We start from the raw sequence: 13375 nt of genomic DNA, 5'->3' as shown, positions 1-13375 counted from the left end.
AGGAAACAGTGGCTGCCGTCACGTTTTACTGGCTTTCCCAATTATGGCATGTTGGATTGGCCAAAAAGACGGAAAGGAAAATGACATGACAGACATCGTTATCTTGGGCGGCGCGCGCACGGCTATTGGCGCCTTTGGTGGATCACTGGCTGGAACAACACCAATCGCGCTTGGCACAATCGTCGCAAAGGAGGCCATGACGCGCGCTGGCGTTGAGGGCGCAAAGATCGGGCATGTGGCCTTCGGCCATGTTATCAACACCGAACCCAAAGACATGTATGCCAGCCGCGTTGCCGCGATAAACGCCGGCGTCCCCAATGCGAGCCCCGCGATGAACGTCAACCGCCTCTGCGGATCGGGGGTGCAGGCAATCGTGAGCGTGATCCAGTCGCTGATGCTGGGTGACGCCGATTTTGGGCTTGCCGGAGGCACCGAAAACATGAGCCGCGCGCCTTTCATCATCCCCGATCAGCGTTGGGGTGCGAAGATGGGCGATATCGTGACGCAAGATATGATGCTGGGCGCGCTCAGTTGTCCCTTCGGGACGGGCCATATGGGTGTCACGGCGGAAAATGTTGCTGCTGAGCATGATATATCGCGCGCCGATCAAGACGCATTCGCCCTGCAAAGCCAAGAGCGCGCCGCCGCAGCGATTGACGCGGGATATTTTGACGATCAGATCGTGACTGTTCCCGTGAAAAAGCGCCGTGAGATGGTGGATTTCGCGCGCGATGAACACCCCAAAACCACCACATTGGAGGTGCTGGGTGGTCTGCGGCCTGTGTTCCAGAAGGATGGGTCGGTCACGGCTGGAAACGCCTCCGGTATCAATGATGGTGCGGCGGCTGTTGTGCTGGCCACCGCAGACGCGGCAGAAAAAGCAGGGCTTACACCGAGGTTTCGCATATTGGGGTATGCCCATGCGGGTGTGCGCCCTGAAGTGATGGGGATTGGGCCCGTTCCCGCAGTGCGCAGCCTTTTGGAAAAGACCGGCCTGACTGTCGCAGACTTTGACGTGATCGAAAGCAATGAGGCATTTGCCGCGCAAGCCTTGGCCGTATCAAAGGAGCTCGGCTTTGATCCGGCCCGTGTCAATCCCAATGGCGGGGCGATTGCATTGGGCCATCCGGTCGGCGCAACAGGGGCCATTATCACAGTCAAAGCGATGTATGAGCTTGAACGCACCGGCGCAAGGCGCGGTTTGATTACAATGTGCATCGGGGGCGGTCAGGGCATTGCACTCGCGATTGAGCGGATTTGACACCTGACACTTGCAGCAGGCGGGCGGGCGTGTTTGAAACTGCCCATCTACCATTGCAATTGAAAGCGTCATGACGTGACTGACCGCCCGACCCTGCGCCACGTGGTATTCTTCAGCGCCAAGGACAAGGCGGACATTCCGCGCATTGTTGCCGGATTGAAACTGCTTGCCGATATCCCCCATTGCAGCGCTTTCGAGGTGCGCCAGAACACCCAGAACGATGCGCTGTCATCCGAGGTTGACGTTGTGGTCTACGCCGAATTCGCCAACGCGGAGGCGCTCGCAGCGTATAAGGCCGATCCGCTCTATGAAGCCGCAATCAAGGCGGTGCGCCCGCTGCGTGATATGCGCATTGCAGCAGATTTCTAGAAACCGATCCGTTTTTGACGCTCAACCAGCTCTGAGACAACGCTCATTGCCGCAAGCGCAGAACTTCGCGGATTGCCGGAAAGGCCATTGCCGGAAATTGTAAAGTGGAAGCTGCCGAATGCGCCCGTGGCCTGCACTTCATGAATGTTTGCGCTGACCGTCGGATCAGCGATGAGCGCAACTTCGGTCGCGTCCAGACCGATGCCAGCCAATGCGACAGCCGCCGCGACATTGGCGTTCTTGGGGTAAGCCAGTGCCGCCTCGCGCGCCGAGCCTTGGAAATGGATCGCAGGTGCAGTGAGTGCGGCAAGATCCAACGCGGCCTCGGCTGGCGATCCGGCCCAGCCTTTGGGCGGCTTGCGCCCGGTATACATGACTTTCGCAATCTCGCCCGCGCGCGCGCCACGCAGCGCATCAAGCCCACCAATTGCACCACTGGTCAGATGGAGCCGTGCATTTCCCTTGCTTGCGGCATCATGCAAGCTCTGTGTCAATGCCTTATCCGCCAATGCGCCCAGTGAAACGGTCAGCACGTCAATGCCCATGCCCAGCGCCACCGGCCCATACGCGGCCAATGCGGCATGGCCGCCGCAATCAACGATCAGGTCAGGTGTTTGCGGCAAGTCACGCAGATCAGAAATTGATGGCGGGACGTCCCCAATCCCGTCAGCCTCCTTGCCGGGGCGCACGATCCGCGCGACTTCCATGATGTCATGCGCGGCCAAATGGCGCCGCACAAACTGCCCAATCGCGCCCTGCCCTATGATGGCGACCTTCATCACCAATCAAGTCGGGTAATCGCGCAAGAACACCCATCTGTCGCCCTCAGAGAGGTCCGGCTCATAGGCGTAACCGCCAGAGGAAAAATCCTTGACCCCATCCGGCGATGTCACGCGGTTTTCAACAATGTAGCGGGCCATCGCACCACGGGCGCGTTTGGCAAAAAAGCTGACGATGCGCGGCTTGTCGTCTTTAACTTCCATAAACGCAGGCGTGATCACCCGTAGCTTCAGCGCCTTGCGATCAGCGGCGCTGAAGTATTCCTGACTGGCACAATTGATGAGCGTGCCGGTGCCGACAGTTGCGGCCTGCGCGTTCAATGCCTCTGCAATCGTATCGCCCCAGTAATCGTAAAGGGTCTTGCCGCGGCGCGTCTTGAGGCGGCTGCCCATTTCCAAACGGTAAGGCTGGATCGCGTCCAGCGGGCGCAAAATACCATAGAGTCCGGATAGAATACGCAAGTGATCCTGCGCCCACGCGAGGTCATCTTGCGACAGGCTCTTTGCCTCCAGACCCTGATAGGTGTCGCCGTTGAAAGCGAGTGCTGCGGGCTTTGTCGCCGCTGGCTCTGGTGTGGCGACGAAGGCTTTGAACCGGTCACGGTTCAATCGCGCCAGATCATCAGAAATGCTCATCAGGTCTTTGAGCGCTTTCAAGGTCAGGTTTTTCGCTGTTTTCGAAAGCCGCACCGCGTCGTCTTGAAAATCAGGGGCGGTGGCGACCACATCAACCGGGTCCATATCAAGCGATTTGGCGGGCGAGACAACAACGAGCATTTTGGCATCCTTTTTGGTCTTAGGCTTGGATGTAACATGACCCTGCGCGTTGACCACCCCCAAGGCGTTGCTCTACGACGGGGTGCGAACAATATGAAGGGTCATTCGATGAAATTATGCCGTGTCAGAACTGCGGGCGGGATCAAGCCCGCTGCGATGGACGGCAACGGTGTCCTGCGCGATCTTTCGGATCACATTGGTGATCTGACGGCGGCCCAAATTGGGCCTGAGGGACTGACGGGGCTGGCGGCACTTGATCTGGCTGCCCTGCCAAAGGTCAGCGGTGAATACGTACCCTTCCTCGCGGATGTGGGCCGTGTCTTTTGCATCGGCCTGAACTATTACGATCATGCCGAAGAAATGGGCATGGCAATTCCTGAGCATCCGATCTTGTTCATGAAGGCCTGCAAAGTCACTGGCCCCAATGACCCAATCATTATTCCCAAAGGTGCGCACAAGACCGACTGGGAATGTGAGCTGGGCCTGGTAATCGGCAGCCGCACGCTGCATGTGGGCGAAGATGACGCGCTCAATCATGTGGCGGGGTATTGCGTGGCCAATGACGTCTCTGAGCGCGCCTTTCAGTTGGAGATGGGCGGACAATGGGTGAAAGGCAAGTCAGCCGACAGTTTTGCCCCGATCGGACCATATCTTGTGACCAAGGACACGGTGACGGACCCGCATGACCTGTCCGTTTCACTGTTCGTCAATGATCGCCAAATGCAAAAGGGTAACACCAGGACGATGATATTCTCGGTGCGGCAGATCATCGCCCATATCAGCCAATGCGTCACATTGCTGCCTGGCGATTTGATTATGACAGGCACACCGCCGGGTGTTGGCATTGGCAAAAGGCCGCCTCAGTTCCTGAAACCGGGAGATGTCGTGACTGCCGAAATCGAAGGGTTGGGCGTCATGCGTCATGACGTCGTTGCGTTTAGGGACTAGTTGAGCTGCGCCTGTAGCGGATAGTGGCCGTCTTCAAATGGGCCGAAGAGATCATCAAGGTCAGGGTGATCCACTGGTTCACCTGAATAATCTGCGACAAGATTCTGCTCTGAGACATAAGCGACATAGAAGCTCTGATCGTTCTCTGCCAGCAGGTGGTAAAACGGCTGGTCCTTCTTTGGGCGGCTGTCCTCTGGAATGGCGTTGTACCATTCGTCGGTGTTCGAAAATATCGCATCCACGTCAAAAACCACCCCTCGGAAGGGATGTTTACGGTGGCGGACCACCTGACCAAGGTGGTATTTGGCGTGTGTTTTAAACATTGAACGGGCCTCGCCCTTCTATATGGCTGCCACAGGTGCAAAGTCTACGCCCAAGGCGCAAGAAACTTGGAAACAGTCTGTGGACGCAGCCTGGGCGGTGCTGAAAACCGTTCATGTTATGATCGCGTGGCGCAGCACAAGTAATGATCCTCGCAATTGTGATCTGGCCCCGCGCGCAAAGGGGATTCCCAGATCACCCGCAACACGCTATGCTTGGAAAAAAACAAAATAAAGCGAGAGGCAGATGAGCAAAAACTTTCGCGCCATGGCATTTTTGCTGTTCCTTGCAGGTTGCGCGGGGTCGGGTAATTATTCGGCGCCACGAAACCTTGATAATGCGTGCAGCATCGTGTCAGAGCGCCCAGAATACCTGCAAGCTTTCCGCGCGGCGGAGCGAAAATACGGTGTGCCAGTGCCCTCCATGATGGCGATCATCTATCAGGAGAGCAAATTCATCGGCAACAACCGCCCGCCACACCGCTATGCATTGGGCGTGATTCCGGTGGGTCGCCAGTCGTCAGCTCTTGGATACAGTCAGGCGCTCGATGGCACGTGGAGGGAATATCAACAGGAAGCCGGTGGCCGCTTTGCAAGGCGCGACGACATCCGGGACGCTGCCGATTTCATGGGCTGGTACATGAGCCTGACGGTTGAAGAAACCGGCGTACCGATCACCGACACACGCAATCAGTACCTTGCCTATCACGATGGGCGCACCGGTTTCTTGCGTGGCACATGGCGATCAAAAAACTGGCTGGTGCGGATCGCGAACGAGGTCGAGGCGCGCGCGGTTTTATATGACCAGCAGCTGCGCAGCTGCCGGAAACGCTGATAATTACCAAGATGACGGCGGCTCCAAGTCCGCCGTCACGGCGCCAATCGCGGCTCAGTTGCCCTGTTTGCTGATTTCTTGCTGGATGTTGAACAAAACGCTGTTGATCGGCGTTCCAACCTCGAGATCGTTGAGAACCGTTGTCGTTTGTGTCCCCAGATCATCCGTCACGATCCATTGGCGCAGCATGATCGGATCCGCAGAAAACACCAACTGGATGCTGCCGTAATCCGGATTCTCAGGGTCCAGCGCCGTCACTGTCGTGGTTTCCCCATCAGAGACGATATTGCGCACCATGTTTTCATTTTCCAGATCGACATTCCGGCGCAGGAGAATACTCAATGGGGTCCGGCTCAGCGGGTATTGCTCTGGTCCGGTGTTGGAACGCGGGTCAAAGATCGCCACGGTTCCTGCACTGGCCAAAACCAGCGACCGCGCAGGCGGGTTATATTCAAATCTGATCCGTCCCGGACGCTTGATATAGATTTGACCCGTGGCCAAAGAGCCATCGGAATTGATCTGTGTAAAGCTGCCCTTGGCGGTTTCCATTTGGTTCAAATAACCTGAGATTTGCGACAGCGTCAGAGACTGCGCCGAAGCGGCCCCCGCATAGAGCGCCAGTGCCGCTGCTATTATCAGATATGCGATGCGTTTTGCCATGTGGTCTACCTATGTCCTAGGGCGTCGAAATGCACCCCTTTGATGATGCAAACAACAGCATGTGATCGCCCGATAAGCGATATCATGCACCCTGCTAGCCGATAACGTGCCCGCACAAATTGGCAAGATAACAAAAAGCTGTGTTGAAACATGTTAGCGTGGCACTCTGCGGGTCTTGGGGACGTCTAGCGGATCCAGACTTCGACCCGCGCATACGCTGTGCTTTCGACTTGCCCATCTGTGCAAGTCGCAGGTGACACATCGCCAAAGCCATAGCTGGTGATCGTAAATGCGCCAGAGGTGACAAGATCGCCCGCTGCCGTGGTCAATGCATCCTGCAGCGACTGGGCGGCGGCATCGGATGCGTCGATGGCTGCCTGGCTGCCTGCCTGACTTGCGCCCTTGCCGACAAGGATGATCTCTCGACCGGCATTTGCCGGATCAGACATTGCGGCGATCACGCTTTGCAGCATCGCGCGGTTCCAAGCAGCCTCTGCGGCACTTGTGGGGGCACCTATCATGGTGGGCGACAAACGGTCAGCGTTGAACAATATCTGGAACATCTGCGCCGCGGCATTGCGCTGGGTGTCATCGAGCTCAGCGTCCAGCAACCCGCCCAGACGCGCATTCTTCAACGCGCTATCTTGCTGCTGTGCTTCAAAGCTCATCAGATTCGCATTACTCATCAAGTCCTGACCTGCAGGACTGGCCGCGTAGTCAAACATTTGGGTCACCAGCGCATTCTGCGTATCCGAACCAAAGCGCGCCATCACTGGCCGGATCAGTGGATAATCACCCGATGCGATATTGAATGGTGTCGCAGCAACTGCGACGCCACATGCACCGACAACTGGAATGCTGAGGGCATCACTGGGGTTGGCGGTACTGACAATACTGATAGAGCCGGGAAACTGCTCTATTGAGGCGGCGATCCCGGTTTCATCGGCCATCGTCAGAACATTCCCTGCAATGGATTTGCCCAGAGGGGCCATGACAAGCGCCTCCATTTCTGTGCGCACCGACGACGTCCGCGGGAGCTGCAACGCCAGAACGCTTACATCCGCACCGCCAATCTGTGACCAGTTCGAAACCTCGCCCGCATAAACGCGCGCCAAATCCGTCAAAGAAATCCTGTCGATACCCGCGGTGGGGGCTGCGATGACCGTAAATGCCCGCAATCCCAAAAGGTGATGGCTCATGCTTTCAGCATCGGCCCAGCCATTAACGTCATTAAATGCAAGCGGCGCTGTCCCTTCGAGGGAAACCGCAGATATCGTCATATCGGCAGCCGCCGCGTTGTCGCTACGGGTCAGGCTGACCTCCGCACCGGTTTCCGGATCGGAGAGCGCCACAACACCATCAGCCGAGATTTCCACATCGGCTACAGCGCCAGATGCGGCAAAGCCGTTGACCAAGGCGGCGTAGACCGAACTTGCGTTCTCAGCGCCAAACGCGATGGTGAAATCACTCTCAGGTGCGGCTGCGGCAGGGGCTTCCGCACGCGCCATCACTGAAATGAATGCATCAGCCGTGAGGCCGAAATTGTTGTTGGCAATGACGTCGTAGCACCCTTCACCGAGGCAAATGACTTCGGAGGCTGGCAAGCTGATTGCGCCAACCGCTGTCTCGATACGGACCATGAAACCGTCGTAATCGATGATCTCTCCGGCGACACTGATAAACTGATCCGGCGACGCGAGCGTCACTTCCTGCGCCAGAACAGCGACGGGCGCCACCGTACACAACAAAGAGGTTGCTATTCGTGTCATCTTCATAACCTTACTCCGGCATATCCAAGCGGGTCTGATCTTTTTTGAATAACTCGTCACACATTCGAAGCTGGCAAAGCTCGGACAAACTTAACTGCTGTTTAGACGCTCTTCTGGTCTGTAGAATACGGCGCAGACCTCAGATTAATGACTGTTGAGCGACACTTGGCCGCTCTTAACTCCTGGCTGCGAAAAATCTTTCCACATTCACGCATCGATAGCTTGATCCACGCGGATCATGCCCGTTTTCTTGGCGAACAGACATCATTTTCATCACAATCCGGGCAAATTTAAGGCGTGAACGATGTCGCCGCCTTCACAACATAATCGCATCCATTCGCCCAACTGATGCGTATCAAAAGAAACTTTGCCGGAGATATCGATGCGCTTGATCTTGACTGCTGCCGTCGCCTTCCTTGCCGCTTGCACCGGAAAACCGTCCTTCGATGATCCCAGCCTCAGCGATCGTCAGTTGAACCTCGAGGAGTTCTTTGACGGCGAATTGACCGCTTATGGGCAGTTTCAGGATGTCTTTGGCACCGTCCGCCGCAGCTTTGTGGTCACAATTGACGGTGACTGGGACGGAGAACGGCTGCGTCTGATCGAAGATTTTGTCTATGAGGATGGCGCCACAGAACAACGCATCTGGACGCTGACAAAAACAGGCGATGATATTTGGGCTGGCACGGCCCCCGGCGTGATCGGAGAGGCCACAGGCATCGAAGACGGTGACCGTTTCAACTGGACCTATGAGATCGATTTGCCGATCCCCTCTGCCGGGGAGAAACCGAGACGATGCGCGTCAGCTTTGACGATTGGATGTGGTTGCTGACAGAGGACCGGTTGCTCAACCTCGCTTACGTCAAACGCTTCGGGGTCGATATCGCGGTTGTGACGATTTCCTTTGAAAAATGAGCGGACTTAGTCCGGCACATCATCAATCCCCGACCCACCCCAAGGATGACAACGCAGGATACGTCGCACGGTCAGGTAGCTCCCTTTGATCGCGCCATGTTTCTCCAGAGCCTCAAGCGAATAGGCGGAACAGGTCGGTTGATAGCGGCAGCTCATCCCGACCCAAGGCGACAGGACGACCCGGTAGGCCCGCACGGGCAAGGATATGATGTAGGCAAGCGGTGTCATCCATGCACCTTTCTAATCGCACGGCGCATATCCGCAAGCAGTTGTTCGAAAGGAAGCGTGGCCGTGGTGTCTTTGCGCCCGACCAGTACATAGTCCCACCCTTCCCGGCCTAACTGCGGCAAGACAACCCGCGCAACCTCACGCAGGCGACGCTTGGCGCGATTGCGCGCCACGGCGTTGCCGACTTTCTTGGAACAGGTGAAGCCGGTACGGATGCCCTCTGCTTCGCCTGCGCGGCGTTTGCGTGCTTGGAGATGGATACCGGGGGTGGCGTGGCGGCGGGCGTTGGAGGCCCGCACAAAGTCAGCGCGCTTTTTGAGGACATCCAGACAAACGGAAACCGCCGGAGTGCCTGTCGTAGGCCCAACCGGCGGTTTCAAATCGGTCAAAACAATATCTGGCGCTTACGCGCTCAGCTTCGCGCGGCCTTTGGCGCGGCGGTTGTTCAGGATCTTGCGGCCAGCTTTTGTGGCCATACGTGCGCGAAACCCGTGGCGGTTCTTGCGAACGCGGTTTGATGGTTGGAACGTACGCTTCATTGCGTGTCCTCCGGTTAATGGCCAAATCCCGAAAACGGGGATTCGAAGCCGAACTACATTTCAGATCCGTCCTTTAGAGGTGCCCCCCGCACATGTCAACGCGCCGGGGGGGGTGAAACTGCAACATTTCGCACAATTCCAACTGCTCAAATGTTTCAATCTTCGTGGTCGAAACCTGCAAAACTGAAACATCGGGGGTGCGCTGCATCAATGGGCCGTGATGTGGGTATCGCAATGGCAGGGAACGGTTCATCTAAAGGTCAACGCAAATATGCAACGCCAGGATGAAGAGATGACAGATATGACCGAAGCCTCCGCCAATCCAGTCCTGAAAAGACTGCCGATCATTGTGATCGGCATCGCTGCCATTCTCGGGGCCTACTTCCTGCGCGATTACCTGTCGTTTGAGGCACTGGCCGCGAACCGCGAAGGCCTGATTGCCTTCCGGGATGCCAATTATTTCCTGACGGTTCTGGGGTTTACCATGACTTATGTCGTCATTGTCGCGTTCTCCTTGCCCGGTGCGACGATTGCGACACTGACCGGCGGCTTCCTCTTTGCGACGTTCCCCGGCGCCCTTTTCAATATGACCGGTGCGACGATAGGTGCCACAGCAATCTTTCTCGCGGCGCGTTGGGGGTTCGGTGAAAGCCTCGGCAGGAAGCTGGAAAATTCCGAAGGGACCGTCAAAAAGATCAAGGACGGCATCGACGAGAACCAATGGTCGATGCTTTTCCTGATCCGGCTGGTGCCAGCGGTCCCGTTCTTTCTTGCCAACCTGATCCCGTCGTTTCTCGAAGTACCGCTGCATCGCTTTGTGATCTCGACCTTCCTTGGCATTATTCCGGGCGCTGTTGTCTACACATCCGTCGGCGCAGGTCTGGGTGAGGTCTTCGCCCGCGGTGAAACCCCAAACCTCGGCATTATCTTTGAGCCGCAGATCATTCTGCCCATCATCGGCCTGTGTGTCCTTGCGGCCCTGCCGATCGCCATCAATGCCCTGCGCGGCAAGAAAGGGCTGTAAGCCATGAACCGGATCGAAACTGATATTTGCATCATTGGCGGCGGCTCTGGTGGCCTGTCGATCGCAGCGGGTGCGGTCCAGATGGGCGCAAAGGTTGTCCTTATTGAGGGCCACAAAATGGGCGGCGATTGCTTGAATTATGGCTGCGTGCCTTCCAAGGCTCTGATCGCATCGGCAAAGCAGGCACATGCCATGTCGAACGGCGCAAAATACGGCGTTGGCGAGGTCGCAGCACAGGTGGACTATGCGGCGGCCAAAGACCACGTCCATGACGTGATCGCCCAGATCGCACCAGTGGACAGCGTTGAGCGGTTTGAGGGGCTGGGCGTCCACGTGATCTCAGAATTCGGGGCGTTCATCTCAAAAACAGAGGTGCAGGCCGGCAACACCATCATCAAAGCACGCCGTTTCGTGGTCGCGACAGGCTCCGGCCCATTTGTGCCGCCAATCCCCGGATTGGACACCGTCAAGCACTACACTAACGAAGACATTTTTGATCTACGCGAAAAGCCCGCGCATCTGATCGTCATAGGCGGCGGCCCAATAGGGATGGAAATGGCGCAGGCACACCGGCGTCTGGGGTGTGAGGTCACCGTGATCGAAGGCGTAAGGGCATTCGGCAAGGATGATCCTGAAATGGCGGCGATTGTTCTCGATAACCTCAAAGCTGAAGGGATCAACATTGTTGAAGAAGCCCAAGCCGAGAAGATCAGCGGCGACGGCGACACGATTACCGTGCACACACCTAAGGGCGATTTCACCGGATCGCATTTGCTGATGGCCGTCGGGCGCAAGGTAAACACCGATAAGCTTGATCTGGACAAAGGCGGCATCGCGCATGACCGCGCGGGCCTAAAGGTGGGTGACGACTTGCGGTCGATTACGAACAGGAAAGTCTACGCGGCAGGTGACGTCGCGGGTGGGCTGCATTTCACGCATGTGGCGGGATACCATGCCGGGGTTCTGATCCGGTCCATGCTCTTTGGATTACCCTCTAAGCAACGCACCTCGCATATCCCTTGGGCGACCTACACAGATCCCGAACTTGCGCAGGTCGGTTTGACCGAAGCACAAGCCAAAAAGCAATATGGCCCGCGTCTTGAGGTGGTCCGCTTTGATTTCCATCACAACGACCGATTGATCGCCGAGCGTAAAAACAAAGGTTTGATTAAAGTGATGGTCGTAAAGGGCCGCCCCGTGGGGGTCTCTATCGCGGGACATCTGGCAGGAGAGCTGATCGGCATGTGGGCCATGGCCATCGCGAACAACATGAAGATGTCCGCAATTGCGAACACGGTTCTGCCCTATCCGACGGTCAGCGAGGTCAATAAACGGGCAGCGGGGGCTTACTTTAGCCCAAGACTCTTTGAAAGCGACAAGGTAAAGCGTATTGTCGGCTTTGTGCAGCGCTGGCTGCCATAAGCCTAAACCCGAGGAACCATGACCAACTCTCTTTCAGGTCGATTTCTGATGCTCACGGTCATCTTCGTGATGCTGGCGGAGGTTTTCATCTTCGTGCCGTCCGTCGCCCGGTTTCGTGAGGACTACCTGCTGGCGCGCCTTGAGCGGGCACAGATTGCATCGCTCGCTCTGGAGGCGGATGACATGATTAGCCGCGCCCTTGAGGGAGAGCTGCTGCGCAACGCAGAGGTCTACAACGTAGTGTTGCGCCGTGATGAAATCCGCCAGCTGGCGCTGTCGTCGCCCATTCCTGCGCCGATATCGGCGACGTTCGATTTGCGCAACCCAAGCAGTATGACGCTGATCGCAGATGCATTATCGACCTTGGTGAAACCCCAGGACCGGATCATCCGCGTCATCGGCAACCCTGTGCGCGGCGGTGGTTTGTTGATTGAAGTGACCATGGATGAAATGCCACTGCGCGATGCTTTGCTGGCTTATGGACGCAACATTCTTCTGTTGTCCGCTTTTATCTCGATCATCACGGCCAGCCTGCTGTTTGTCGCGGTCCAATACCTGCTGGTGCGACCGATCAAGGGTGTGGTCACGCATATGCAATCCTATGCGCAGGCCCCCGAGGACGCACGCAAAATCATCACACCGTCTGCGGGTGTCACCGAATTGCGCGACGCCGAAGAGGCGCTGCAAATGATGCAGAAGCAACTGACCAGTGCGCTCAAACAAAAGGAGCGCCTTGCGCAGCTTGGCGGCGCGGTCGCAAAGGTGAGCCATGATTTGCGCAATATCCTGACCTCGGCGCAGCTCTTTACAGACCGGATTGAATCATCCGATGATCCGCTGGTGAAACGGATGGCGCCCAAGTTGGTCAACTCAATCACGCGCGCCGTAAACCTCTGCGAAACGACGCTTGCCTTCGGGCGGGTCGATGAACCCGCACCAATGCTGTCGCGCATCAACCTGTCCGGCGTCGTGGCAGATGTGATCGACAGTGAGCGTCTGGCAGCAGGTGATTATCCGTTATCTTTTGCCGAAGACATCCCCGCTTCAATGACCCTGCGGGCCGATGGCGAACAATTGTTCCGCGTGATCTTTAATCTGGTGCGCAATGCGCGTCAGGCGATCATGGCAACCGGGCAACCGGGTGAAATCTGTCTGCGCGCTAGTGAGGACGACCAGAGCTGGCGGCTGGAGATTACCGACACTGGCCCGGGTCTGCCAAAGAAAGCGCAAGAACACCTTTTCCAACCTTTCCAAGGTGGTGTCCGCAAGGGCGGCTCAGGTCTCGGGCTCGTGATTGCTGCGGATTTGCTGCGCGGTCACGGCGGGCGGCTTGAGTTGGAAAGGACCGATGAAACTGGCACGACTTTTGTTATCCAACTCCCCAAGGCGGATCTGGCACTTGCCCCGGCAGCAGAATAGCAATGTTTTCGATTTGGGCCTTGCATCGGCGCGCAGGCCCCGCTAAATCGCACCTCACGCGGATTGGTAGCTCAGTTGGATAGAGTACTTGACTACGAATCAAGGGGTCG

Annotated in this window: 15 protein-coding genes and 1 pseudogene; 8 read left to right on the top strand and 8 right to left on the bottom strand. The window is 56.9% G+C overall.

From position 1 onward, the window contains the following. The first annotated feature begins 85 nt into the window (after positions 1 to 85). Positions 86 to 1261, top strand: a complete 1176-nt coding sequence (locus ACFDSS_RS04155) for an acetyl-CoA C-acyltransferase family protein (RefSeq protein WP_375254502.1) — start codon at positions 86 to 88, stop codon at positions 1259 to 1261. Between the two features lie 75 nt (positions 1262 to 1336). Continuing rightward, the gene (locus ACFDSS_RS04150) at positions 1337 to 1630 is read left to right on the top strand and encodes a Dabb family protein (protein ID WP_375254501.1); all 294 of its coding nucleotides are present in this window, start codon (positions 1337 to 1339) and stop codon (positions 1628 to 1630) included. Here ACFDSS_RS04150 and ACFDSS_RS04145 read toward each other — a convergent pair. Further along, positions 1627 to 2409: an aspartate dehydrogenase gene (locus tag ACFDSS_RS04145; RefSeq protein WP_375254500.1), complete on the bottom strand. Its 783-nt coding sequence runs from the start codon at positions 2407 to 2409 to the stop codon at positions 1627 to 1629. The genes ACFDSS_RS04150 and ACFDSS_RS04145 overlap by 4 nt on opposite strands. Positions 2410 to 2415: 6 nt before the next feature. Continuing rightward, positions 2416 to 3186, bottom strand: coding sequence for a peroxide stress protein YaaA (yaaA, locus tag ACFDSS_RS04140; protein ID WP_375254499.1), 771 nt, complete (start codon positions 3184 to 3186; stop codon positions 2416 to 2418). Positions 3187 to 3294: 108 nt separating this feature from the next. On the opposite strand from yaaA, the gene ACFDSS_RS04135 reads away from it, so the two are divergent. Continuing rightward, entirely contained in the window at positions 3295 to 4134 is an 840-nt protein-coding gene (locus ACFDSS_RS04135) for a fumarylacetoacetate hydrolase family protein (RefSeq protein ID WP_375254520.1), read from the top strand. Here the strand turns inward: ACFDSS_RS04135 and hspQ are convergent. Then, positions 4131 to 4457: a heat shock protein HspQ gene (gene hspQ, locus ACFDSS_RS04130; protein WP_375254498.1), complete on the bottom strand. Its 327-nt coding sequence runs from the start codon at positions 4455 to 4457 to the stop codon at positions 4131 to 4133. The genes ACFDSS_RS04135 and hspQ overlap by 4 nt on opposite strands. A 244-nt stretch (positions 4458 to 4701) precedes the next feature. On the opposite strand from hspQ, the gene ACFDSS_RS04125 reads away from it, so the two are divergent. Further along, positions 4702 to 5289, top strand: a complete 588-nt coding sequence (locus ACFDSS_RS04125; RefSeq protein WP_375254497.1) for a lytic transglycosylase — start codon at positions 4702 to 4704, stop codon at positions 5287 to 5289. A gap of 54 nt (positions 5290 to 5343) precedes the next feature. Here ACFDSS_RS04125 and ACFDSS_RS04120 read toward each other — a convergent pair whose 3' ends face one another. Both ACFDSS_RS04120 and ACFDSS_RS04115 read right to left on the bottom strand, forming a co-directional pair. Next, entirely contained in the window at positions 5344 to 5949 is a 606-nt protein-coding gene (locus tag ACFDSS_RS04120) for an outer membrane lipoprotein carrier protein LolA (protein WP_375254496.1), read from the bottom strand. Positions 5950 to 6134: 185 nt separating this feature from the next. Further along, a complete protein-coding gene (locus tag ACFDSS_RS04115) occupies positions 6135 to 7718 on the bottom strand; it encodes a PstS family phosphate ABC transporter substrate-binding protein (RefSeq protein ID WP_375254495.1) in 1584 nt (527 codons plus the stop codon). Between the two features lie 382 nt (positions 7719 to 8100). Between ACFDSS_RS04115 and ACFDSS_RS04110 the strand changes: the two are divergent. Beyond that, a pseudogene (locus ACFDSS_RS04110) lies at positions 8101 to 8633 on the top strand (DUF3833 family protein). Between the two features lie 6 nt (positions 8634 to 8639). Here the strand turns inward: ACFDSS_RS04110 and yidD are convergent. Genes yidD through rpmH form a run of 3 tightly spaced genes read right to left on the bottom strand, consistent with a single transcriptional unit; the run spans position 8640 to position 9400 of the window. Continuing rightward, positions 8640 to 8861 (bottom strand): membrane protein insertion efficiency factor YidD, encoded by a 222-nt coding sequence (yidD, locus tag ACFDSS_RS04105; RefSeq protein ID WP_375254494.1) that lies wholly within the window; start codon positions 8859 to 8861, stop codon positions 8640 to 8642. Then, complete coding sequence (gene rnpA, locus ACFDSS_RS04100; RefSeq protein WP_375254519.1) at positions 8858 to 9241, bottom strand: ribonuclease P protein component; 384 nt, start codon at positions 9239 to 9241, stop codon at positions 8858 to 8860. The genes yidD and rnpA overlap by 4 nt, the downstream gene beginning before the upstream one ends. 24 nt (positions 9242 to 9265) lie before the next feature. After that, the gene (rpmH, locus tag ACFDSS_RS04095) at positions 9266 to 9400 is read right to left on the bottom strand and encodes a 50S ribosomal protein L34 (protein WP_008231458.1); all 135 of its coding nucleotides are present in this window, start codon (positions 9398 to 9400) and stop codon (positions 9266 to 9268) included. Between the two features lie 292 nt (positions 9401 to 9692). On the opposite strand from rpmH, the gene ACFDSS_RS04090 reads away from it, so the two are divergent. From ACFDSS_RS04090 to ACFDSS_RS04080, 3 genes are read left to right on the top strand one after another with little or no spacing between them, the layout of a single operon-like run. Continuing rightward, the gene (locus ACFDSS_RS04090; RefSeq protein ID WP_375254493.1) at positions 9693 to 10424 is read left to right on the top strand and encodes a TVP38/TMEM64 family protein; all 732 of its coding nucleotides are present in this window, start codon (positions 9693 to 9695) and stop codon (positions 10422 to 10424) included. A gap of 3 nt (positions 10425 to 10427) precedes the next feature. Continuing rightward, positions 10428 to 11846 carry a dihydrolipoyl dehydrogenase family protein gene (locus ACFDSS_RS04085; protein WP_375254492.1) on the top strand — a complete coding sequence of 473 codons (1419 nt, stop codon included), beginning with the start codon at positions 10428 to 10430 and terminating at the stop codon, positions 11844 to 11846. A gap of 18 nt (positions 11847 to 11864) precedes the next feature. After that, positions 11865 to 13265, top strand: coding sequence for a sensor histidine kinase (locus ACFDSS_RS04080; protein ID WP_375254491.1), 1401 nt, complete (start codon positions 11865 to 11867; stop codon positions 13263 to 13265). The last annotated feature ends 110 nt before the right edge of the window (positions 13266 to 13375 follow it).

This window comes from Yoonia sp. (assembly GCF_042093035.1).
Classification (GTDB): Bacteria; Pseudomonadota; Alphaproteobacteria; order Rhodobacterales; family Rhodobacteraceae; genus Yoonia.
This window is presented reverse-complemented; position numbering and strand designations above follow the sequence as displayed.

What these genes read in the sequence shown, in the direction of transcription:
- ACFDSS_RS04155 (WP_375254502.1), top strand. Translation starts at nt 86, where the DNA reads ATGACAGACATCGTTATCTTGGGCGGCGCGCGCACGGCTATTGGCGCC.
- ACFDSS_RS04145 (WP_375254500.1), bottom strand. Translation starts at nt 2,409, where the DNA reads ATGAAGGTCGCCATCATAGGGCAGGGCGCGATTGGGCAGTTTGTGCGG.
- yaaA (WP_375254499.1), bottom strand. Translation starts at nt 3,186, where the DNA reads ATGCTCGTTGTTGTCTCGCCCGCCAAATCGCTTGATATGGACCCGGTT.
- ACFDSS_RS04135 (WP_375254520.1), top strand. Translation starts at nt 3,295, where the DNA reads ATGAAATTATGCCGTGTCAGAACTGCGGGCGGGATCAAGCCCGCTGCG.
- hspQ (WP_375254498.1), bottom strand. Translation starts at nt 4,457, where the DNA reads ATGTTTAAAACACACGCCAAATACCACCTTGGTCAGGTGGTCCGCCAC.
- ACFDSS_RS04125 (WP_375254497.1), top strand. Translation starts at nt 4,702, where the DNA reads ATGAGCAAAAACTTTCGCGCCATGGCATTTTTGCTGTTCCTTGCAGGT.
- ACFDSS_RS04120 (WP_375254496.1), bottom strand. Translation starts at nt 5,949, where the DNA reads ATGGCAAAACGCATCGCATATCTGATAATAGCAGCGGCACTGGCGCTC.
- ACFDSS_RS04115 (WP_375254495.1), bottom strand. Translation starts at nt 7,718, where the DNA reads ATGACACGAATAGCAACCTCTTTGTTGTGTACGGTGGCGCCCGTCGCT.
- yidD (WP_375254494.1), bottom strand. Translation starts at nt 8,861, where the DNA reads ATGACACCGCTTGCCTACATCATATCCTTGCCCGTGCGGGCCTACCGG.
- rpmH (WP_008231458.1), bottom strand. Translation starts at nt 9,400, where the DNA reads ATGAAGCGTACGTTCCAACCATCAAACCGCGTTCGCAAGAACCGCCAC.
- ACFDSS_RS04090 (WP_375254493.1), top strand. Translation starts at nt 9,693, where the DNA reads ATGACAGATATGACCGAAGCCTCCGCCAATCCAGTCCTGAAAAGACTG.
- ACFDSS_RS04085 (WP_375254492.1), top strand. Translation starts at nt 10,428, where the DNA reads ATGAACCGGATCGAAACTGATATTTGCATCATTGGCGGCGGCTCTGGT.
- ACFDSS_RS04080 (WP_375254491.1), top strand. Translation starts at nt 11,865, where the DNA reads ATGACCAACTCTCTTTCAGGTCGATTTCTGATGCTCACGGTCATCTTC.